Source organism: Pseudomonas sp. 58 R 3, assembly GCF_900006605.1.
Classification (GTDB): domain Bacteria; phylum Pseudomonadota; class Gammaproteobacteria; order Pseudomonadales; family Pseudomonadaceae; genus Aquipseudomonas; species Aquipseudomonas salomonii.
The window spans coordinates 61,189-82,720 of sequence record NZ_CVTT01000081.1 but is presented as its reverse complement, the minus strand read 5'-3'; the positions used below and the strand labels follow the sequence as shown (position 1 = coordinate 82,720).

Genomic DNA, 21,532 nt, shown 5'->3' with positions numbered 1-21,532 from the left:
TTGCCACTTGGCACGGGCGTTCCAGGCCCGTCAGTCTTGAGAAGTCCCATGCTGATCGGTAGTTATTCCCCCTCTCTGGTCGTGATCTCCCTGTGCGTTGCGATCCTGGCGTCCTATACCGCGCTGGACCTGGCCGGCCGTATTGCGACCGCCAGGGGGCGCGTGGCGTACATATGGATGACCGGCGGGGCATTGGCCCTGGGCGTGGGCATCTGGTCCATGCACTTTATCGGTATGTTGGCGTTGCGCCTGCCCTTTGCTCTCGGGTTTGACCTGGGCATCACCGCGCTGTCGTTATTGATCGCAGTGTTATCCAGTGGCTTTGCGCTGTGGCTGGTCAGCCAGCCACGTCTGCCGGCCTGGCAGCTGGGGTTTGGCGCGCTGGTGATGGGCGCAGGGATTGCCTGCATGCACTACACCGGCATGGCCGCGATGCGCATGACCCCTGGCATCGATTACGACCCCGCGCTGTTTGGCGCCTCGTTGTTGATCGCCGTGGTGGCGTCCGGCGCGGCCTTGTGGATCGCGTTCAACCTGCGGCGCAACACGCCTTACGTACGCCTGGCGCGGGGCGGTGCCGCCGTGGTGATGGGCATTGCGATCGTGGGTATGCACTACACCGGCATGGCTGCCGCGCGTTTTGATGACAACAGTTTCTGCGGCGCCGCGCTGACGGGCCTGAGCGGCAAGGGCCTGGATAACCTGGTGCTGGTCACCTCGCTGGCGGTGTTGATCATCGCGCTATTGACCTCGTTGCTCGACGCCCGGCTTGAAGCCCGCACCGCGGTGCTCGCTGACTCACTGACCCTGGCCAACCAGGAGCTCACCCACCTGGCCCTGCATGACATGCTCACTGGCCTGCCCAATCGCACCTTGCTCGCCGACCGCATTCAACAAGCCATCCAGGCCGTCATGGAGCAGGGTGGTTGTTTTGCGTTGATGTTTATCGACCTGGACGGTTTCAAGCCGGTCAATGATGCATTTGGCCACCATATGGGTGACCAATTGCTGCGCGAAGTAGGTTTGCGTCTGCGCGAGGACCTGCGCAGCCAGGACACCCTGGCGCGCATCGGTGGCGATGAGTTTGTGCTGCTGGTGCAGTTGACCCAGCCGGACGACGCCATGGGCCTGGCCGAACGCCAGGTCGGCTTGATCAATCGTACGTTCAAGGTAGCCGAGCATGAACTGAAGATCTCCGCGAGCATCGGCATTGCCATGTTCCCCGGTAACGGCGTGAACCCGCAGGAACTGCTGATGAACGCCGACGCCGCGATGTACCACGCCAAGGGCATGGGCAAGAACGGCTACAGCTTCTTTGATGCGTCGATGAACACCAATGCACGCAAACAGCTGCAGTTGTTGCAGGACCTGCGCAACGCCGTTGAGCACGAGCAGTTCCGCCTGTACTACCAGCCCAAGTTCGACGCGCTCAGCGGTATTGCGGTCGGCGCCGAAGCGTTGTTGCGCTGGGAGCACCCGCAACAGGGGCTGTTGTTGCCGGCGATGTTTATCGAGCTGGCGGAAAAAACCGGGCTGATTATTCCCATCGGCGAATGGGTGCTCAACGAGGCTTGCCGCCAGATGGCTGTCTGGTACGCGCAGGGTTATGAAGACTGGCGCATTGCGGTCAACCTCTCGGCGCTGCAGTTTTGCCATGCCGGGCTGGTCAGGAGTGTCGCGGCGGCGTTGGCGCGTCACCGCTTGCCGGCCAACAGCCTGACCCTGGAAATCACCGAAACCACCGCCATGAGCGATGCCGATGCGAGCATGACGGTGTTGCAACAACTCTCGGACATGGGCGTGGACCTGTCCATCGACGACTTCGGCACCGGTTATTCAAGCCTGATGTACCTCAAACGCCTGCCCGCCAACGAGCTGAAGATCGACCGTGGGTTTGTGCGGGACCTGGAACACGACAGCGACGACGCCGCCATCGTCTCGGCCATCGTTGCCCTTGGCCAGGCACTTGGGCTGCGCATTGTCGCCGAAGGGGTAGAGACCGATGTGCAGCAGAGTTTCCTTACCCGCTTGGGGTGCAACACCTTGCAAGGCTACTTGCTGGGTCATCCGTTGCCGGCCGAGGGTTTCATGGCCGACATCCAGCGCGCCGAAGACGCCCTGACGCCTGACAAAAGCCGTGGATGACGGGTATTCTTGGATCCAACCTTAAACCGTTGGTTTATTCAGGAGACCGCACCCATGGACAAAGTCGTCATCATCACCGGAGGCAGCCGTGGTATTGGCGCCGAGACGGCCTTGCTGGCTGCACGCCAGGGCTATCGCATCTGCATCAACTACCAGTCTGATGAGGCGGCGGCCCTGCGTGTGCTGGACCAGGTGCGCGCCCTGGGTGCACAAGCGATTGCGGTGCGGGCCGATGTCAGCATCGAAGATGAAGTCATCGCATTGTTCAATCGTGTTGACGCCGAGCTGGGGCGCGTGACGGCACTGGTCAACAACGCCGGCACCGTGGGGCACAAGTCACGGGTCGATGAAATGTCCGAGTTCCGCATCCTTAAAATCTTGAAGACCAATGTATTGGGGCCGATCCTGTGCGCCAAGCAGGCGGTGCTGCGCATGTCGCCCAAGCATGGCGGGCAGGGCGGCAGCATTGTCAATGTGTCGTCGGTCGCCGCACGCCTGGGTTCGCCGGGCGAATATGTCGACTATGCCGCGTCCAAGGGCGCGCTGGATACCTTCACCATCGGCCTGTCCAAAGAGGTGGCGGGTGAAGGGATCCGTGTCAACGCGGTGCGCCCTGGCTACATCTTTACCGACTTCCACGCCCTGAGCGGTGACCCGGACCGCGTCAGCAAGCTGGAGTCCGGCATTCCCATGGCCCGTGGCGGGCGCCCGGATGAAGTGGCGGAAGCGATTATCTGGTTGCTGTCGGACAAGGCCTCGTACACCACCGGCAGTTTTCTCGATTTGGGCGGCGGCCGTTGAGGCTTTAGCGCCAGTCAAGGCGCCATCGCGGGCAAGCCCGCGATGGCGTCAGATAAGGCAACAACCGAGCCTAGAACGATCGCACGATGCGCCCGAGTGTTTCCATGGCCTTTTCCGATGCCTCGGTCCACGGGCTGCCGTAGTTCAAGCGAATGCAATTTCTGAAGCGTTGGGTCGCCGAGAAAATCGGCCCCGGCGCAATGCTGATGCCCTGGGCCAGGGCCATCTGGAACAGCTTCAGCGAATCGGTTTGCTCCGGCAGTTCCAGCCACAGGAAGTAGCCGCCGGCCGGCTGGCTGACCCGCGTCTGTGCCGGGAAATACCGCGCGATCGCGGCCAGCATGGCGCTCTGCTGTTCTTCCAGGGCGTAGCGCAATTTGCGCAGGTGCCGGTCATAGCCGCCGTGTTGCAAGTAGTCGGCAATCGCCGCCTGGGCCGGCATCGAGGGGCACAGCGAAGTCATCAGCTTCAGGCGTTCAACCTTCTGCGCATAGCGCCCGGCAGCGACCCAGCCGACGCGATAGCCGGGCGCCAGGCTCTTGGCGAAGGAGCCGCAGTGCATCACCAGCCCTTCGGTGTCGAAGGCCTTGGCCGGTTTTGGCGCGTGCTGCCCGTAATACAGCTCGGCGTACACATCATCCTCGATCAGTGGCACTTGATGGCTGCGCAGCAGCTCCACCAGCGCCTGTTTCTTCGCTTCCGGCAGGGTGGCGCCCATGGGGTTCTGGAAGCTGGTCATGGTCCAGCAGGCCTTGATCGGGTAGCGCTCCAGGCTTTGCGCCAGGGCATTGAGGTCGATGCCATCGCGCGGGTGCACGGGAATCTCCACCGCCTTGAGCTTCAGGCGTTCGAGCACTTGCAGGCAGGCATAGAACGCCGGGGCTTCGATAGCGACCAGGTCGCCCGGCTCGGTCACCGCTTGCAGGCACAGGTTCAGCGCTTCGAGGGCGCCGTTGGTGATCAGCAGCTCTTCTATCGGCAGCATCAGGCCGCCCACCATATAGCGCAGGGCAATCTGGCGGCGCAGTTGCGGGTTGCCCGGCGACATGTCGGTGACCACAAGGCGCGGGTCCATCTCGCGGCCGGCACTGGCCAGCGAACGCGCCAGGCGTGGCAACGGGAACAGCATGGGGCTGGGGAACGCCGAGCCGAACGGCACGGTGTTGGGGTCCTTGATGGAGTCGAGCACTGAGAACACCAGCTCACTCACATCGACTTCGGTGGATTCGTGCACCTGTTCACTCACCACCGGCTCGGAAAACGGGCTGGGCGCATGCGTGTTGACGAAGTAGCCGGAGCGTGGCCGCGCACGAATCAGGCCACGGCGTTCCAGCAGGTAGTAAGCCTGGAACACCGTGGATGGGCTGACGCCGTAGGTCTGGCTGGCATAGCGCACCGACGGTACCCGTTGGCCGGGGCCGAGCACGCCGGAGCGGATCAGTTCTGCGATGTCGTCGGCGAATTTTTCGTAGCGTTTCATGGGGGCCTGATTAACTTTCTAAAAAAATTGAACGCCGACTCAATGTGTGTGCTGGAAATCAACGATTCAGCGGCGCCACAAAACGGCTGTCTGCTGCGCTGTAAATCCACGGCTTAGTCACATCCATAACCTTGAAGCGCAAGGTCTGCGAGCTGCTCGCCGGTTTATCGGCCAACAACGCCACCGACACCGGCACGTCACTGATTTCCCCCGGCGCCAGGCTGATCCGGGTCTTGCCTTGCAACTGGAAGCCCTCGGCGTCCACCAGTTCCAGGCGGTAGTCCTGACGCTGCTGGGTCTTGTTGATGACCTTCAAGCTGTAGATGTTTTCGATCAGACCCTGGCTGTTTTCACGGAACATGCCACGGTCTTTGGTCACGTCCAGCGACACCATTGGTCGCTCAATCAAGGCCACCACCAACGCCGCGATCATCACCAGCAGCACGGCACTGTAGCCGATCAGGCGTGGCCTGAGCAGGTGGGTTTTGCCACCTTGCAGTTGATGTTCGCTGGTATAGCTGACCAACCCGCGGGGGTAGCCCATCTTGACCATGATCGAATCGCAGGCGTCGATGCATGCGGCGCAGCCGATGCATTCCATTTGCAGGCCGTCACGAATGTCGATGCCGGTGGGGCACACCTGCACGCACAGTTGGCAGTCGATGCAATCCCCCAGGCCAACCTGCGCCGGGTTTGCCTCGCGTTTGCGCGGGCCACGGCTTTCGCCACGCGCCGCGTCGTAGGAAATGGTCAGGGTGTCTTTGTCGAACATCACGCTCTGAAAGCGCGCATACGGGCACATGTGCATGCACACCGCTTCACGCAGCCAGCCGGCATTGATGTAGGTGGCGGCGGTAAAAAACAGCACCCAGAACAGGCTCACGCCGCCCATCTGCCAGGTCAGCAACTCAGCGGCCAGCGGGCGGATTGGCGTGAAGTAGCCGACAAACGTGAGCCCGGTCAGCACGCTGATACCCAGCCACAGCGCGTGTTTGGCCGAACGCCGCGCCAGTTTGTTCAGGCTCCAGGGCGCCGCTTGCAGTTTGATGCGTTGGTTGCGTTCCCCTTCGGTGACCTTTTCACACCACATGAACAGCCAGGTGAACGAGCTTTGCGGGCAGGTGTAGCCGCACCATACGCGGCCGGCAAATACGGTAATGGCAAACAGGCCGAACGCGCAGATGATCAACAGTGCCGACAGTAGGATGAAATCCTGGGGCCAGAAGGTGGCACCGAAGATGTGGAATTTGCTTTCGGCCAAGTCCCACAGCACGGCTTGGCGCCCGGACCAGTTGAGCCACACGGTGCCAAAAAACGCCAGGAACAGTACAGCGGCGCCGCTCACGCGCAAGGTGCGGAACAGGCCGGTAAAACTGCGGGTATGGATCAGGTTGTCGCTGGATTTGGCCTTCACCTTCTTTGGGTGTATGGGCTCAAAGGTGTCCACGGTTGGGATTCTTTCGCTCATGGTCGTTCGCTCATCAGCCTCCATCAGGCCAATGAACTATGAGCTTCAAGCTGTTTGCATAACAGACTCAGGTGGGTCGATAAAAAGCGGATCAGACAGGCTTTTTATACGTCACTGCGACAATGTGCTGCACCCCGTAGCGCCTGGGGCGCAGCTGGCTTGTGCGCGGTTTGATACAGATCAATCAAATCACCGAATCACTGTCGGTCGCCTTCAAGTGTTTGCGACCGTCCTGGGCACCGGCGACGGTCAGTGCGTCGGCTTCGGCTTCAGTGATGTAGACCCGATCGCCTTTTAACTCTACAAAAGACATGGATTTGGCGCTGTCGGTACTCACCGTCACATCAGTGGCGGGCAGGGCGTATTCCTGGCCGTCGTCAGCGACCTTGAAAAAGCACGTTTGATTGTCGATACGTACAGGCATGGTGCTCTCCTTTTTATGGGCAGTTATGGGTTAGGGCGTCGCGCAGTGCCAGGTGTTCCAGGCAACTGACTGGCGGTCGGCGCTGTCCATCGTCTAACCACACTAAAACGGATAACGACCATGGACGCCTGGTGGCAAGAAGTGCTTCAAACCCTGCACGCAGAATTTGCTGACATCGCTGATGCAAAGCAGCTCACGCAGATAACCGTTCGCCTGCTTATCGCCGCGATCCTGGGCGGTATCCTGGGGTTTGAGCGTGAGCAAAAGGGCAAGGCGGCGGGGGTGCGCACCCACATGCTCGTGGCCTTGGGCGCTGCACTGTTTGTGCTGGTGCCGCAGACGTCAGGCAGCCAGTCGGACGCCATGAGCAGGGTATTGCAGGGGGTTATCGCCGGGATCGGCTTCCTGGGGGCCGGCACTATCCTCAAGGGCAAGGAGGATGAAGAGGGCCAGCACGTCAAAGGCCTGACCACCGCTGCCGGGTTGTGGATGACGGCCGCCATTGGCGTGGCGGCAGGGGTTGGGCGTGAATCAACGGCGGTCTTGAGTACACTGCTGGCGCTCGTCGTACTTGGCGTCATGCCCAAAATCGTCAAGCTTTGGGAGAAGGAACGTTGAGGCCGCGCTCAGAGCGTCTTCATCCTTGATTTAATATGTTTTGGGTTGAGCGCTTCGGTGATGGTGTTCATATCCATCACCGTTTGGGCTGTGTCCTTCACGCACCCATTCAGTTGCTCGAATGCGCCGGCCGTGCCTTTGAAAAAGTCATAGACATGGCGAAAGCCATAATCGTCCTTACCCGATATCAACTTTAACAGTAAGGCGATTTTCTGTTTGTCATAGGCTGCCTGATAGTCGTTGAAATACAGTTGGGTGGATAACTTTACGCATTCCTCGTCGCTGTTTTTTTGCAGAAACTTGCCGATGTCCGTCAGGAGGTGAGCAACTTCCTCTGCGTCTGGTTCTTTCAACATGGAGTCGACACTTTCCTGGCTGAAGTGCACGCGCATGTCATTGAGCACTTTTCGCGACTTCAGGTCGTTGGGGGCGCGCAAAACCTGGGCGATATCGTCCTCTGTGAGTCTGGCTTTAAACTCCTTGAGATAACGCCGGCTGATGGAAACCTCTGACTCTACGTGTTGGTGGCGGCCCTGCTTCACATTAATGTCCGACATGGTATTAACCTGCTCGCGTTCAAGAAGGGGAAAAATAAAAGGTGCTCAAGTAATCGCGAGTAGGACTGTAGCAATAGGCGCACAGGCGAGATGTAGGCCATTTCGCCTGTACGCGCAGGTTAATGCGTTTTTAAGGCAGGCATTCTGACGCGAGTACGTGTGTGAGTGATGGCGTTGATCAACAAGGTTGAACAATCACCGGCGGCATGGTTGTGGGCGGTTCCTCCACGGGTGGCGGCAGGTTTTCCGGTGGTTCCTTCTCCGGGATCGGTTCCGGTTCACTCGGCGGCAGCGTTGGATTGTCGATATTCGGGTCCGGGGTTTCAGCCGGGATCGGGATATTCATCGGTGTGGCCTCCTTTGTGCTTTGCTCTATCGGTGGACAACCGCCGGGCAGGTTTGATTCCCGCCCAATGGCGGTACATCCACCTGAACTTTTCATCGCAGCCCAGGTTCGGACCTATTACGGCCCTGCTCAGGGAGAGCGGTGCCGTCTCAGAATTCGGATCAAGCAAAGAGCGTCCACAGGGCGTAAGGGGAAGATGCTCGATGACTGCTGAAACACTGACTCCAGAAGACTCCATATTGCCGCTGTCCCAGGCGTTGCTGCTGCCCAGGATCGCGATTGAAAGCACCACACCCGTGATTGACGGCGGTGAATTTGCAGTGAAGGCCGTGGTCGGCCAGCGCGTCAACGTCACCAGCAAGGTATTTGCCGACGGCCATGACAAGCTGGCCGTGCTGATCCGCTGGCGCCCGCTGCAGGACGAAAGCTGGCACAGCGTAGTGATGACCGATGTGGGCAACAATGGCTGGGAAGGCGCGTTCACCGTGGCCCAGCAGGGTCCGCACGAATACTGTATTGAAGCCTGGATCGATACCTTCGCAAGTTTCTGCTACGAGTTGCGCAAAAAACATGAGGCTGGGGTGCCGGTCAGCCTTGAACTGCAGGAGGGCCGCAGCCTGGTGTTGCAGGCCGCCGAGCGCAGCGACAATGAGCTGCGCGACCGCCTTATGCTGCTGCACCATGAACTGTCGGGCCTGCTGGAAACCGAGCAGGTCGCGCAGTTCCTGCACGAAGACAGTGCACATTTGATGACTCAGGCCGACCACCGTGCCTACTTGAGCGTCAGCACGGTCTACCCGATCGACGTGGAGCGCGAGGCCGCGCAATTTGCCAGTTGGTACGAGCTGTTTCCACGCTCGATCACCGACGATCCGGCCCGCCATGGCACCTTCAATGACGTGCATGCGCGGCTGTCGATGATCCATGACATGGGCTTTGACGTGCTGTACTTTCCGCCGATCCATCCGATCGGCCGCAGCCATCGCAAGGGCAAGAATAACTCGCTGACCGCAGGCGCCGATGATCCCGGCAGCCCTTATGCGATTGGCAGCGAGGAGGGCGGCCATGAAGCCATCCACCCGCAGCTGGGCAGCCGCGACGACTTCCGCCGGCTGGTCAAAGCCGCCGCCGAACATGGCCTGGAAATCGCCCTGGACTTTGCCATCCAGTGCTCCCAGGACCACCCGTGGCTCAAGCAGCACCCAGGCTGGTTCAACTGGCGCCCGGACGGTACGATCAAATACGCCGAAAACCCGCCGAAGAAATACCAGGACATCGTTAACGTCGACTTCTACGCCGCCGACTCGATCCCGAGCCTGTGGACCGAGTTGCGCGACATCGTTGTGGGTTGGGTCAAAGAGGGCGTGAAAACCTTTCGTGTGGATAACCCGCACACCAAGCCGCTGCCGTTTTGGCAATGGCTGATCAGTGACGTGCGCTCCAGGCATCCGGAGGTGATCTTCCTGGCCGAAGCCTTTACCACGCCGGCGATGATGGCGCGCTTGGGCAAGGTCGGTTATTCCCAGAGCTACACCTACTTCACCTGGCGTAACACCAAGGCCGAGTTGAGCGAGTACCTCACGCAGCTGAACGAATCGCCATGGCGCGAGTGCTACCGGCCGAATTTCTTTGTGAATACTCCGGACATCAACCCAGGGTTTCTGCACGAATCCGGGCGTCCGGGCTTTCTGATCCGCGCCGCGCTGGCCACCATGGGCTCGGGCCTGTGGGGTATGTATTCGGGGTTTGAACTGTGCGAAGCGGCGCCGGTGCCGGGCAAAGAGGAATACCTGGATTCGGAGAAATACGAGATCCGCCCTCGGGACTTCACGGCGCCCGGCAACATCATTGCCGAGATCGCCCAGCTCAACCGCATTCGTCGGCAGAACCCGGCGTTGCACACCCATCTGGGCTTGAAGCTCTACAACGCCTGGAACGACAACATCCTGTACTTCGGCAAACGCAGTGACGATGGCAGCAACTTTATCCTGGTGGCGGTCAACCTTGACCCGTTTAACGCCCAAGAGGCCCATTTCGAATTGCCACTGTGGGAGCTGGGCCTGCCGGACGACGCCCAGACACAAGGTGAAGATCTGATGAATGGCCATCGCTGGACCTGGTACGGCAAGAACCAATGGATGCGCATCGAGCCGCAGATGCCATTCGGGATCTGGCGTATCACCGTCTCCTGATCGGACGAAGATCAAAATGTGGGAGCGGGCTTGCTCGCGAAAGCGGAGTATCAGGCAATACATCTGTAACTGATCCACCGTATTCGCGAGCAAGCCCGCTCCCACACTGACGGCGTCCAGACCCTAGATTTTTCAGTGTTCCAGGAGTTTCCAATGGCGAAGAAACCCACCCCAGCCACTTTTATCAAAGACCCGCTCTGGTACAAGGACGCGGTGATCTATCAAGTTCACGTTAAATCCTATTTCGACTCCAATAACGACGGTATCGGCGACTTTCCCGGCCTGATCGCCAAACTCGATTACATCGCCGATCTGGGCGTCAACACCATCTGGCTGCTGCCGTTCTACCCGTCGCCACGTCGCGACGATGGCTATGACATCGCCGAATACCGGGGTGTGCACAGCGACTACGGGACCATGGCCGACGCCAGGCGCTTTATCAGCGAGGCACACAAGCGTGGCTTGCGGGTGATCACTGAACTGGTGATCAACCACACTTCCGACCAGCATCCCTGGTTCCAGCGGGCGCGCAAGGCCAAGCCGGGCTCGGCGGCGCGGGACTTCTACGTGTGGTCCGATGACGACCAGAAGTACGATGGCACCCGCATCATTTTCCTCGACACCGAAAAGTCCAACTGGACCTGGGACCCGGTCGCCGGCCAGTACTTCTGGCACCGGTTCTACTCGCACCAGCCGGACCTCAACTTCGATAACCCGCAAGTGATGAAAGCCGTGCTGTCGGTGATGCGCTACTGGCTGGACATGGGCATCGATGGCCTGCGTCTGGACGCCATTCCCTACCTGATCGAACGCGATGGCACCAATAACGAGAACCTGCCGGAAACCCACGGCGTGCTCAAGCAGATCCGCGCCGAGATCGACGCGCATTACCCCGACCGCATGCTGCTGGCCGAAGCCAACCAGTGGCCGGAAGATACCCAGCTGTACTTCGGTGACAAAAAAGGCGACGACGGCGATGAATGCCATATGGCCTTCCACTTCCCGCTGATGCCGCGCATGTACATGGCGCTGGCCCAGGAAGATCGTTTCCCGATTACCGATATTTTGCGCCAGACCCCGGAGATCCCCGCTAACTGCCAATGGGCGATCTTCCTGCGCAACCATGATGAACTGACCCTGGAGATGGTCACCGACAAAGAGCGCGACTACCTGTGGAACTACTACGCCGCCGACCGCCGCGCGCGCATCAACCTGGGTATTCGTCGGCGCCTGGCACCGCTGATGGAGCGTGACCGTCGCCGCGTTGAATTGCTCAACAGCCTGTTGCTGTCGATGCCCGGCACGCCGACCTTGTACTACGGCGATGAAATCGGCATGGGCGACAACATCTACCTGGGCGACCGCGACGGCGTGCGCACGCCGATGCAATGGTCCATCGACCGTAACGGCGGCTTCTCGCGCGCCGACCCGGCCAGCCTGGTGCTGCCGCCGATCATGGACCCGCAATATGGCTACCTGTCGGTCAACGTCGAAACCCAGGCCCAGGACCCGCATTCGCTGCTGAACTGGACCCGGCGCATGTTGGCGGTGCGTAAGCAGTCCAAGGCTTTTGGGCGCGGCAGCCTGAAAATGCTCTCGCCGAGCAACCGCCGCATCCTGGCGTATACCCGTGAGTTCACTGGCGACGATGGCCGCACGGAAACCATCCTGTGCGTGGCCAACGTGTCGCGCAGCGCCCAGGCGGCCGAGTTGGACTTGTCCGCTTTCGCCGGCATGGTGCCAGTGGAGATGCTCGGCGGTAACGCGTTCCCGCCCATCGGCCAGCTGAATTTCCTGCTGACGTTGGCGCCGTACGGTTTCTATTGGTTTGTGCTGGCGGCCGAAAACCAGATGCCGAGCTGGCATGTGGAGCCGGTGCAGAGCATGCCGGACTTCACCACGCTGGTGCTTAAACAACGCATGGAAGAGTTACTCGACGAGCCGTGCCGCACCACCCTTGAACACACCTCGCTGCCGGCATGGTTGCCCAAGCGGCGCTGGTTTGCCGGTAAAGACACGGCCATCGATCAGGTGCGGATTGCCTACGGCGTGCGGTTTGGCGACCCACAGCACCCGGTGCTGCTCAGCGAGGTCGAGGTGACCAGCGGCGGTCAGGTCAGTCGTTATCAATTGCCGTTCGGCTTTTTAGCCGAAGACCAGTTCACCAGTGCCTTGCCCCAGCAATTGGCGCTGGCCCGCGTACGCCGGGGGCGTCAGGTCGGTTTGGTGACCGACGCTTTCAGCCTGGAACACTTTATCCGCGCGGTGATCCAGGGCCTGCAGGCTGGCACGGTGTTGAACACCCACGAAGGTGATTTGCGTTTTGAAGCCACACCGCACTTGGCCGCATTGCAACTGACCGATGAGGCGCAGGTGCGCTACCTGTCGGCCGAGCAATCCAACAGTTCGGTGGTGGTGGGCGAGAGCCTGGTGCTCAAGCTGATCCGCAAAGTCAGCGCCGGGGTGCACCCGGAGCTGGAAATGAGCGCTTACCTCACGGCCGCCGAATACCCGAATATTTCGCCGTTGCTGGGCTCGATGATTCGCCGCGATGGCGACGGCCAGGACAACCTGCTGATGATTGCCCAAGGCTACCTGAGCAACCAGGGCGACGCCTGGAGCTGGACTCAGAACAACCTGGAGCGCGCGATTCGCGACGAGCTGGCCCAGGCGATTTCCGAGCAGGAACAGCATTACAACGCCCTGGGCGAGTTGCAGGATTTTGCCGGTTTACTCGGCCAACGCCTGGGTGAAATGCACGCGGTACTGGCAGCGAAAACCACCAACAAGGACTTCAAGCCCGAGACCACCACGGCCAAGGACACCCAGGCTTGGGCCAAGGACGTCGGCGCGCAGATCGACCGCGCGCTGCAGTTGTTAACACTTCATCAAAACCAGTTGAACCCCGCCGATCAGGCGCTGGTCAGTGAAATGCTGGGGCAGAAAAAAGCCCTTGCCAGCCGTGTCCAGGCCCTGGCGAAGGCCACGGCGGGCGGTTTGCGCATTCGCGTCCACGGTGACTTGCACCTGGGGCAGGTCCTGGTGGTCAAGGGCGATGCGTACTTGATCGACTTTGAAGGCGAGCCGGCGCGCCCGCTGCATGAACGGCGCGGCAAGCACAGCCCGTATAAAGATGTAAGTGGCGTGTTGCGCTCGTTTGATTACGCCGCCGCCATGGCCCTGAATGTGCAAGGCGTGGATCACTCGCCGCAAGCGGATACCGCCCGCAAGCGTGTGACTGACCGTTACCTGAGTGAGGCGCGCAGCGCATTTATCCAGGCTTATCATCAGGCTACGTCTACACTGGCGCATGACTGGCAGGATGCCAACGGCCAGGACGCAGCGCTGACGTTGTTCAGTCTGGAGAAGGCCGCGTACGAAGTGGCTTACGAAGCAGAAAATCGCCCGACCTGGTTGCCGGTGCCCCTGCAAGGGCTGCACGGTTTACTCAGCGGGCTGGTATCTCAAGCGAATAATGCACGCGGTGGGGAGACGTCATGAATTTTACACAGAGAGAACCGCTGCAAGCGAAGTTGACCGCCATGCCGGCGCCAAAAGATGTAGAGGCGCTGGTGCGCGCGGAACACCCGGACCCTTTTTCCATCCTGGGGCCGCACGATGACGAGCAGGGCGGGCAATTTATCCGCGCGTTCCTGCCCGAAGCCTTGAGTGTCCACGTGTTGGCCCGCGATAGCGGTGAGACCATCGGCAGCCTGGATGCGACCCAGGTGCCGGGTTTGTTTGTCGGGCATTTTTCCACGCGTCAGGGCTACCTGCTGAAGATCCAGTGGGCCGGCGGCGAACAGATCACCGAAGACCCTTACAGCTTCAGCCAATTGCTGCTGGGTGAAATGGACTTGTACCTGTTCGCCGAAGGCAATCACCGTGACCTCGGCAATTGCCTGGGCGCGCAGGTCACCAGCGTCGACGGCGTGCAGGGCGTGCGTTTTGCGGTGTGGGCGCCGAATGCGCGGCGCGTGTCGGTGGTGGGCGACTTCAATATCTGGGATGGGCGCCGTCATCCGATGCGCCTGCGGCATCCGTCTGGCGTGTGGGAAATTTTTATCCCGCGCCTGCAAGCGGGTGCAGCCTACAAGTACGAGATTCTCGGCGCCCATGGGATTCTGCCGCTCAAGGCCGATCCGATGGCACTTGCGACTCAATTGCCGCCCGACACTGCCTCGAAAGTCGCCGCGCCGTTGCAGGTGGACTGGCAAGACCATGAATGGATGCAGGCGCGTGCCGACAAGCAGAAAGCCTCGGCACCCTTGTCGATCTATGAGCTGCACGTGGGTTCCTGGCAGTGCGAACTGGATGAGGCCGGCGAAGTGTCGCGCCAATATGGCTGGCGCGAACTGGCCGAGCGCTTGATTCCCTATGTTCAGCAACTGGGCTTTACCCATATCGAGCTGATGCCGATTATGGAACATCCTTTCGGCGGCTCCTGGGGTTACCAGGCGCTGTCGCAGTTTGCGCCGAGCGCACGCTTTGGCTCACCGGAAGACTTCGGGTTTTTCGTCAATGCCCTGCACCAGGCCGACATCGGTGTAATTCTGGATTGGGTGCCGGCGCATTTTCCCACCGATACCCACGGCCTGGCCCAGTTCGACGGCACGGCTTTGTACGAATACGCCAACCCGCTGGAAGGTTTCCACCAGGACTGGGACACGCTGATCTACAACCTGGGCCGCACCGAAGTGCACGGCTTTATGCTGGCTTCGGCGTTGCATTGGCTCAAACACTTCCACATCGACGGTTTGCGTGTGGATGCGGTGGCCTCGATGCTGTATCGCGACTATTCGCGCAAAGCCGGGGAGTGGGTGCCCAACCGCCATGGCGGTCGCGAGAACCTGGAGGCCATCGACTTCCTGCGCCATCTCAATGATGTGGTCGCGCTGGAAGCGCCGGGCGCACTGGTGATCGCCGAAGAGTCCACGGCCTGGCCGGGCGTCAGCCAGAGCACGCAGCAGGGCGGCCTGGGCTTCAACTACAAGTGGAACATGGGCTGGATGCACGATTCGCTGCATTACATCCAGCAAGACCCGGTGTACCGCGCTCATCATCACAATGAGCTGAGTTTCGGCCTGGTGTATGCGTGGTCCGAGCGGTTTATCCTGCCGATCTCCCACGACGAAGTGGTGCACGGCAAGCATTCACTGATCGACAAGATGCCGGGCGATCGTTGGCAAAAATTCGCCAACCTGCGCGCTTACCTGAGCTTCATGTGGATGCACCCCGGCAAGAAGCTGTTGTTTATGGGCTGCGAATTCGGCCAATGGCGCGAGTGGAACCACGACCAGCAGTTGGACTGGTACTTGCTGCAATACCCTGAACACCGCGGCGTGCAGAAACTGGTCGGCGACCTGAACCGCCTGTACCGCGAGGAGCCGGCGCTGCACGAGCAGGACGATGCGCCCCAAGGTTTCCAATGGTTGATTGGCGACGACGCAATCAACAGCGTTTATGCCTGGCTACGCTGGAGCAAGGACGGCAAGCCGGTGCTGGTGGTGGTCAACTTCACCCCCGTGCCGCGTGAGGGCTATGCGGTCGGTGTGCCGTTTGCCGGGCGCTGGAGCGAGGTGATCAACAGCGATGCCGATACCTATGCCGGCTCCAATTATGGCAATGGCGGCGAAGTGTTCACCCAGGAGGAGCCGCGCCATGGGCAACCGGTGTCGCTGTCGCTGAACCTGCCGCCTTTGGGCGTGTTGATTCTGCGGCCGGAAGCGCTTTAAAGGCTCTAGCGTGGTGGATTCTGTTGTCCGCGCTACTGGCAGGGTGCCACAATGGCGCCTTTGTCGTGGCAGTCGAAGCGGGCGTATTTCATGAACGGCCTTGGGCGTGGGCAAGACCCGGATGAACTTATCGAACAGCAGGTGCGAACCGACCGGTTGCACCAGCTGTTTCGCCAATCGTTCTCGGCCATTTTCGGCAGCTACCTGGGCGCCGTCATGCTCTGCTGGCTGTGCTGGAGCCGGTTTGACCACGAGGTCATGCTGGTCTGGCTGGGGGTGCTGGCGGTGACCTCGCTGGTGCGGGTCAAGCTCTTCACCGACTGGTTTCGCTGCCCCGACAGCGAGCGCACGCCCGCGCGCTGGGAGCGCCGTTATTGGGTCACGCTGATGCTGTCAGCCGGCACCTGGGGCCTCGGCGCCCTGGCGGTGATGCCCCCGGATGATCGCGTCTCCCAGGTGCTGGTCATGCTGTTTACCGTGGGCATGTCGGTCAGCGCCGTGTCGTGTTATTCGGCTTATCGCTATATGACCCTGGGTTCCATGGCGCTGGTGCTGTTGCCGTGCACCCTGTGGTTGCTGTTCCAGCCGGCGCCGATGCAAGTCGGCGTGGCGATTGCGGTACTGGTGTTTTCGACCTTTGTGGCCAGTGCCACACGCAAGCTCTCGGATGCGCTGGAAAAAGCCTTTCGCCTGACCCGGCAGATGGAGCGGGCCCACCATATCTCCACGCGCGCCGCCCAGACCGACGAGCTCACCGGGCTGATGAACCGTCGCGCGTTTTTCGAGCAGGCCCACCTGCTGTACGCGCAATGCCGGCACAACCAGCAGCCGCTGAGCGCGCTGATGCTGGACATGGACCACTTCAAGGACATCAACGACACCTACGGCCACCAGGCCGGTGACCAGGTGTTGCGCCAGATTGGCGGGGTAATCAGCGCCTCGTTTCGCCAGGCCGACGTTTATGGTCGACTCGGCGGTGAAGAATTCGCGGTGTTGCTGCCCAACACCTCGCTGGAAACCGCACAGGGCATCGCCGAGCAACTGGTCCAGGCGATTTCGGGGCTGAGTTCCGAGCCGGTAAAAGGCTTGACCGCCAGCCTCGGTGTGGCCACCACCCGCAGCCTCGATCAGGACTTGCACAGCCTGATGAACAACGCCGACAAAGCGCTGTACCGCGCCAAAGCCATGGGCCGTAATCAGGTGGCCGTCGCGCAGTAGCGCGTCATTCCTTGAGCATCGACCTGGCCAATGCCCGCGCCACCTGGTCGGCGGAGTAGGGCTTGGGGAGGAATTCGAAGCCTTCATAGCCGCTGTCGGCCAGTTCTTCGCTGTAGCCTGACGTGAGCACCACCGGCAAGTCGGGGCGGCGCTCGCGCAGCCGTTTGCTCATGGCCACGCCGGTCATGCCGGGCATCACCACATCCGAGAAAATCGCGTCAAACGCCATGCCGTCCGGGCCGGCCAGCGCCAGTGCCTGCTCGGCATCGGTGGCCCAGGTGGTTCGGTAGCCCAGGTCCTGCAGGATCTGGTTGGCGAAGCGGCCAACTTCAAGGTTGTCTTCGACTATCAGGATGTGACGCGCCGTAGTGTCGGGCACCGGGCCTTGGTCTTCCTGAACCGGGCAGGCCTGCACCGCCACAGGCTCGGCCTCGGGTAGATACAGGGTAAACACGCTGCCCTGGCCGAGGTTGCTGGTGACGTCGACGTTGCCACCGGATTGTTTGGCAAACCCGAACACTTGGGACAAGCCAAGCCCGGTACCTTTGCCCACCGCCTTGGTGGTAAAGAAGGGTTCGAAAATGCGCTCGACGGTCTCAACGGCAATGCCGCTGCCGGTGTCGGCCAGGGCAATGCTCACACAGGGCTGGTTTGATTCGGCATCGCCACGGATGCGCGGCAGTTTTGCCAGGGGAGCGACGCGCAAGGTCAGGGTGCCTTGGCCCTCCATGGCATCGCGGGCATTGAGCGCGATGTTGATCAGGGCGGTTTCAAATTGGCTGGAGTCGACGCGCACATGGCACGGCCGCTGTGGCAGTTCCAGCTGCACGCGGATACGCGCTCCGGTGAGGCTTTCGAGCATCTCGCCGATGTTCTTGACCCGCAGGCTCACATCGAAAACTTCCGGGTTCAACGGCTGGCGGCGGGCAAACGCGAGCAATTGGCTGGTGAGCTTGCTGGCCCGCTCGACGGTGTCGGACACCGCGCTCATGTAGCGTTGGCGGCGCTCTTCGGATAACCCCGGCTGGCGCAGAAAATCCACCGAGGAGCGGATGATGGTCAGCAAGTTGTTGAAGTCGTGGGCCACGCCGCCGGTCAACTGGCCGATGGCCTCAAGCTTCTGCGACTGGCGCAATGCGGCTTCGGCCTGGGCCAGTGCCAGGGTGCGTTCTTCGACGCGTTGCTCCAGGGTGGTGTTGAGTTCGGCAAAGGCTGCCAGGCCTTCACGCACAGAGGCATCGGCGCGCACGCGCTCGATATGCGCCCAGGAGCGCTCGGTGACTTCGCGCAGCAACGCCAGGTCGTAGCTCGACCACAACCGTGGGCGTTTATCGTGTACCGCCATCAAGGCCGTCAGCCGGCCATTCTTGATCAAGGGCATGCAGATCGTCGCGCTGACCCCCAGTGCCTGAAAGGACGCCGATTCCTCTGGCGGCAGCTCGCGCAGGTTGTCATGGATCACCAGTGGCTCACCCGCGCGCAGGCACTTGACCGCCGTCTCGCCAAACGCCGCCAGGCTGTAGTGGCCGATGATACTGGGCGAACCGGGTGCTACCCAATTGTCGCGGATGGTGAAGCCGTCCTCATCGGCGTCCATATCGGCGTAGGCGCAGTTACTCACCTGCAGATGTTCGGCCACCAGTTGGGTGGTGCTGGTCAGAATGGTTTCGGCATCGGCCGCATTGGCCACCGTGTGGCTGATGGCATCCAGCACCGCCAGGCGTCGGGTGAGGAATACCGTGCTGGTGGTTTCCGACACGGTGTCAAGAATGCCGACCACCTTGCCCTCGGGGTCGCGAATCGGGCTGTAGCAAAAGGTGAAGTACGCCTGGTCCGGCGTCGGGCCGCGTTCAATCACCAGAGGGAAATTTTCGATGTAGGTGGCATGGCCCTGGAAGGCGGCATCGGCGATGGGGCTGATATCCGCCCACACCTCATGCCACACCTCGTTGAACGGGCGTCCCAAAGGATCGGGTTTTGAGCCCAGGATCGGAATGAATGCATCGTTATAGAGCGTGATCAACTGCGGGCCCCAGACAATCGCCTGGGGAAAGCTCGATGCGAAGCACAGCGCTACGGTGGTCTTGAGCACGTCGGGCCACTGCTCCAGCGGGCCCAATGGCGTGTTGGCCCAGTCATGCTGGCGAACCCGCTCAGCCATGTCGCTGCTGCTTTGCAGCCAATTCATCATTGCGAGAACACCTTGTTTACCACGGTCTGTCGAGGGCCTGAAGCGGTCAGGCTAACAAGCTACAGACCGGAATGAATGCCGCCAGTTCAGCACGATTACACAGGTGATGGCAATTTGACGTTCTATCCAAATGAATAGACGGGCAGACGGGTCTCACGCCTTCTATTGCGCGCCGAGAACCCCCGTCCAATAAATGCCGGCATCACTCTTGGGATCCATGGCGTAGGCCGCGCCCAATTCACGAAATTGCGGGTTCATCAGGTTGGCGCAATGCCCGGGGCTGGCGAGCCAGCCGTCCACTACTTTGCGCGGGGTGTCGAGGCCGGCGGCGATATTTTCACCGATGTTTTTTGCGATATACCCCGCCAGTTCCGCGCGGTCGCCCGGTGTGCGGCCGTCATGGTCCAGGTGGTCGAAGAAATTGCCGTTAGCCATGTTGCGCGAATGCCCATTGGCGGCGCTGGCCAGGTCATCATTCCACGACAGCGGCGTGGTCGCGGTGAACGCCTGGGTGCCGCATTGACGCGGTTGCTGACGCGCAGCGTTGACCAGCTCGAGCAGTTTTTTGCCCTCGGTCTGCCAGTCACCAAGGCCGCTGGAGAGCAGCGGGCGTGCCAGCACAATGCGCCAATCCTGGCCGCTGTTGCTCACGCCGATATCGACAAATTGTGGGTCCAGCACCACGCGACAGAAGCTTTCGCGCACGGCCTTCATCGCCGCTTCGGCGTTTTTGGGGCCGGAGAGGCTGATGGCCTGCACGTTCACCATCGGGTAGGCGGCCCGTGCCAGCGCCTGCTGCAAGTCGCCGACATTGGTGGCCGGCAACACCAGCCGCGTATCACCGGTCAGCGGTGGCAGTTCCTGGGAACCCTGGTTGCCGCAGCGTTGCACCTGGCTGCGGTATTCGTTGATCTGTTGCACCAACTGACTTTCTTCATTCGCCATCGCGCTGGCGCAGAACACCAAACTGGCGGCCAGCGTCGTCAGACCCATCATCAATGACAGCACGCGCATGGACGTTACCCTTGAGCTTGAAAGTGCCCATGATGCGCGAAGTAACCCGGTTTGGGGCAACGCCTTTTTTGTTTTTTTGCCTCAACGGGTGTTCTGCGGGCAGATCGTGGCGCGGTTGCGGCCCCAGGCAAAAGTGCTGGCGGTGACGATCAGGGCCAACGCGGCGGCGAAGGTCACGTGCAAGCCGGAGGCAACACTGGTCGGCGCTGCGTGAGTCACATCGGGGCTGGCCCAGGCAAACACCGCGCCCAGGGCCGAAGCGCCGAAAATCAGGCCCAGGTTGCGCGACAGGTTCAGCAGCCCGGACACGGTGCCTCGGCGCGTCGGCGCGACATCGCTCATCACCGCGGTGTTATTGGCGGCTTGAAACAGGCTGTAGCCTGTCGTCAGCAGGACCAGGGCGCCGAGGTAAGCGGGCAGTCCCGCCGTCAACGAAAGCGACAGCGCGCCCAGCGCCATCACTCCCAAGCCCGCGAGGGTCATGCGGTGGCTGCCCAGACGATCGGTGAGGCGGCCCGCCGGTACGCCGGTCAGCGCCGCAACACAGGGGCCGAGGGCCATGGCCAGGCCCATCCGGGCCGGATCCAGCCCGAGCCCACGGGACAGGTAGAACGGCCCGACCACGAACGTGGCCATGATCACTGCCGCCACCAGTGCGCTCATCGCCAACCCGGCCCGCAGCGTCGGGTCTTGCAACGGCTGCCAGAAAGCACCAGCCGATATGCTGGCGCTGGCCTGTCGGTCCGCCGGTAAGCAATAAAAGGCGAGGGCGGCGGCCAACAGTCCCAGCGGCACACCGAACGCAAACAACGCGCGCCAGCCCCACAGGCTCAGCAGCACCCCGCCGACACTGGGGCCCATGGCGGTGCCGACTGCCGACATCGTGCCGAGCAAACCCATCACTTGGCCGGTACGCGCTTTGGTCACCGTGTCGCCCACCAGGCCGAGGGTCATCGCCATCATGCCGGCTGCGCCCAACCCTTGCAGGGCGCGCGCTGCAATCAGCCATTTAAGCGATGGGGCTGCCGCGCACAGTGCACACGCCACGGCGAACAGCAGCAAGCCGGCGAGCAAGACGCGCTTGCGCCCGAAGCGATCGCCCAGGCGGCCGGCGCCGACAATCACCGCCGTAATCGCCAACAGGTAGGCGAGCACTACCCATTGCACGGCATGAAACGACACATCAAACGCCTGTGCCAGGCTGGGCAGGCCGACATTGGCAATGCTGGTGCCCAAAGAGGCCAGCAACATGGCGAGCGACAGACTGACGAGCGCACCAGATGAAGAGTTGTGCATGGACGATTCCTTGAGTGAAGGCAACTGACACAACTCTACGGCGTGGC

Annotated in this window: 15 protein-coding genes; 7 read left to right on the top strand and 8 right to left on the bottom strand. The window is 61.2% G+C overall.

What is annotated here, in order from left to right; translation table 11 throughout:
• Positions 1–48: 48 nt before the first annotated feature.
• Both BFP92_RS25645 and BFP92_RS25640 read left to right on the top strand, forming a co-directional pair.
• On the top strand, positions 49–2,145 hold the full coding sequence (locus BFP92_RS25645; protein ID WP_065931656.1) for a putative bifunctional diguanylate cyclase/phosphodiesterase: 2,097 nt from the start codon (positions 49–51) through the stop codon (positions 2,143–2,145).
• 54 nt (positions 2,146–2,199) lie between these two features.
• A complete protein-coding gene (locus tag BFP92_RS25640) occupies positions 2,200–2,946 on the top strand; it encodes an SDR family oxidoreductase (RefSeq protein WP_065931655.1) in 747 nt (248 codons plus the stop codon).
• Positions 2,947–3,016: 70 nt separating this feature from the next.
• Here BFP92_RS25640 and mapR read toward each other — a convergent pair whose 3' ends face one another.
• The 3 genes from mapR to BFP92_RS25625 all read right to left on the bottom strand — a co-directional run bounded on the left by mapR (position 3,017) and on the right by BFP92_RS25625 (position 6,318).
• Positions 3,017–4,426, bottom strand: a complete 1,410-nt coding sequence (gene mapR / locus BFP92_RS25635; protein ID WP_065931654.1) for a GntR family transcriptional regulator MpaR — start codon at positions 4,424–4,426, stop codon at positions 3,017–3,019.
• A gap of 58 nt (positions 4,427–4,484) precedes the next feature.
• Positions 4,485–5,894, bottom strand: coding sequence for a cytochrome c oxidase accessory protein CcoG (gene ccoG / locus BFP92_RS25630; RefSeq protein WP_065931653.1), 1,410 nt, complete (start codon positions 5,892–5,894; stop codon positions 4,485–4,487).
• A gap of 184 nt (positions 5,895–6,078) precedes the next feature.
• On the bottom strand, positions 6,079–6,318 hold the full coding sequence (locus BFP92_RS25625; RefSeq protein ID WP_065931652.1) for a DUF3203 family protein: 240 nt from the start codon (positions 6,316–6,318) through the stop codon (positions 6,079–6,081).
• A 120-nt stretch (positions 6,319–6,438) separates the two neighbouring features.
• Between BFP92_RS25625 and BFP92_RS25620 the strand changes: the two genes are divergently transcribed.
• On the top strand, positions 6,439–6,936 hold the full coding sequence (locus tag BFP92_RS25620; protein ID WP_065931651.1) for an MgtC/SapB family protein: 498 nt from the start codon (positions 6,439–6,441) through the stop codon (positions 6,934–6,936).
• Positions 6,937–6,944: 8 nt separating this feature from the next.
• Here BFP92_RS25620 and BFP92_RS25615 read toward each other — a convergent pair whose 3' ends face one another.
• Positions 6,945–7,493, bottom strand: coding sequence for a hypothetical protein (locus BFP92_RS25615; RefSeq protein ID WP_065931650.1), 549 nt, complete (start codon positions 7,491–7,493; stop codon positions 6,945–6,947).
• A 178-nt stretch (positions 7,494–7,671) separates the two neighbouring features.
• Positions 7,672–7,839 (bottom strand): hypothetical protein, encoded by a 168-nt coding sequence (locus BFP92_RS31855; protein WP_017139127.1) that lies wholly within the window; start codon positions 7,837–7,839, stop codon positions 7,672–7,674.
• Between the two features lie 203 nt (positions 7,840–8,042).
• Between BFP92_RS31855 and BFP92_RS25610 the strand changes: the two genes are divergently transcribed.
• From BFP92_RS25610 to BFP92_RS25595, 4 genes are all read left to right on the top strand, one after another.
• Complete coding sequence (locus tag BFP92_RS25610) at positions 8,043–10,031, top strand: alpha-1,4-glucan--maltose-1-phosphate maltosyltransferase (RefSeq protein ID WP_065931649.1); 1,989 nt, start codon at positions 8,043–8,045, stop codon at positions 10,029–10,031.
• 153 nt (positions 10,032–10,184) lie between these two features.
• Positions 10,185–13,532 (top strand): maltose alpha-D-glucosyltransferase, encoded by a 3,348-nt coding sequence (gene treS / locus BFP92_RS25605; protein WP_065931648.1) that lies wholly within the window; start codon positions 10,185–10,187, stop codon positions 13,530–13,532.
• Positions 13,529–15,766, top strand: a complete 2,238-nt coding sequence (gene glgB, locus BFP92_RS25600; RefSeq protein ID WP_065931647.1) for a 1,4-alpha-glucan branching protein GlgB — start codon at positions 13,529–13,531, stop codon at positions 15,764–15,766. Before treS ends, glgB begins: the two co-directional genes overlap by 4 nt.
• Before the next feature lie 51 nt (positions 15,767–15,817).
• A complete protein-coding gene (locus BFP92_RS25595) occupies positions 15,818–16,984 on the top strand; it encodes a GGDEF domain-containing protein (protein WP_065931646.1) in 1,167 nt (388 codons plus the stop codon).
• 4 nt (positions 16,985–16,988) lie between these two features.
• Here the strand turns inward: BFP92_RS25595 and BFP92_RS25590 are convergent, their stop codons facing one another.
• The 3 genes from BFP92_RS25590 to BFP92_RS25580 all read right to left on the bottom strand — a co-directional run bounded on the left by BFP92_RS25590 (position 16,989) and on the right by BFP92_RS25580 (position 21,485).
• Positions 16,989–19,175 carry a GAF domain-containing protein gene (locus BFP92_RS25590; protein WP_065931645.1) on the bottom strand — a complete coding sequence of 729 codons (2,187 nt, stop codon included), beginning with the start codon at positions 19,173–19,175 and terminating at the stop codon, positions 16,989–16,991.
• A gap of 162 nt (positions 19,176–19,337) precedes the next feature.
• The gene (locus tag BFP92_RS25585; protein ID WP_065931644.1) at positions 19,338–20,189 is read right to left on the bottom strand and encodes a CAP domain-containing protein; all 852 of its coding nucleotides are present in this window, start codon (positions 20,187–20,189) and stop codon (positions 19,338–19,340) included.
• Positions 20,190–20,270: 81 nt separating this feature from the next.
• Complete coding sequence (locus tag BFP92_RS25580) at positions 20,271–21,485, bottom strand: MFS transporter (RefSeq protein WP_065931643.1); 1,215 nt, start codon at positions 21,483–21,485, stop codon at positions 20,271–20,273.
• Between the last annotated feature and the right edge of the window lie 47 nt (positions 21,486–21,532).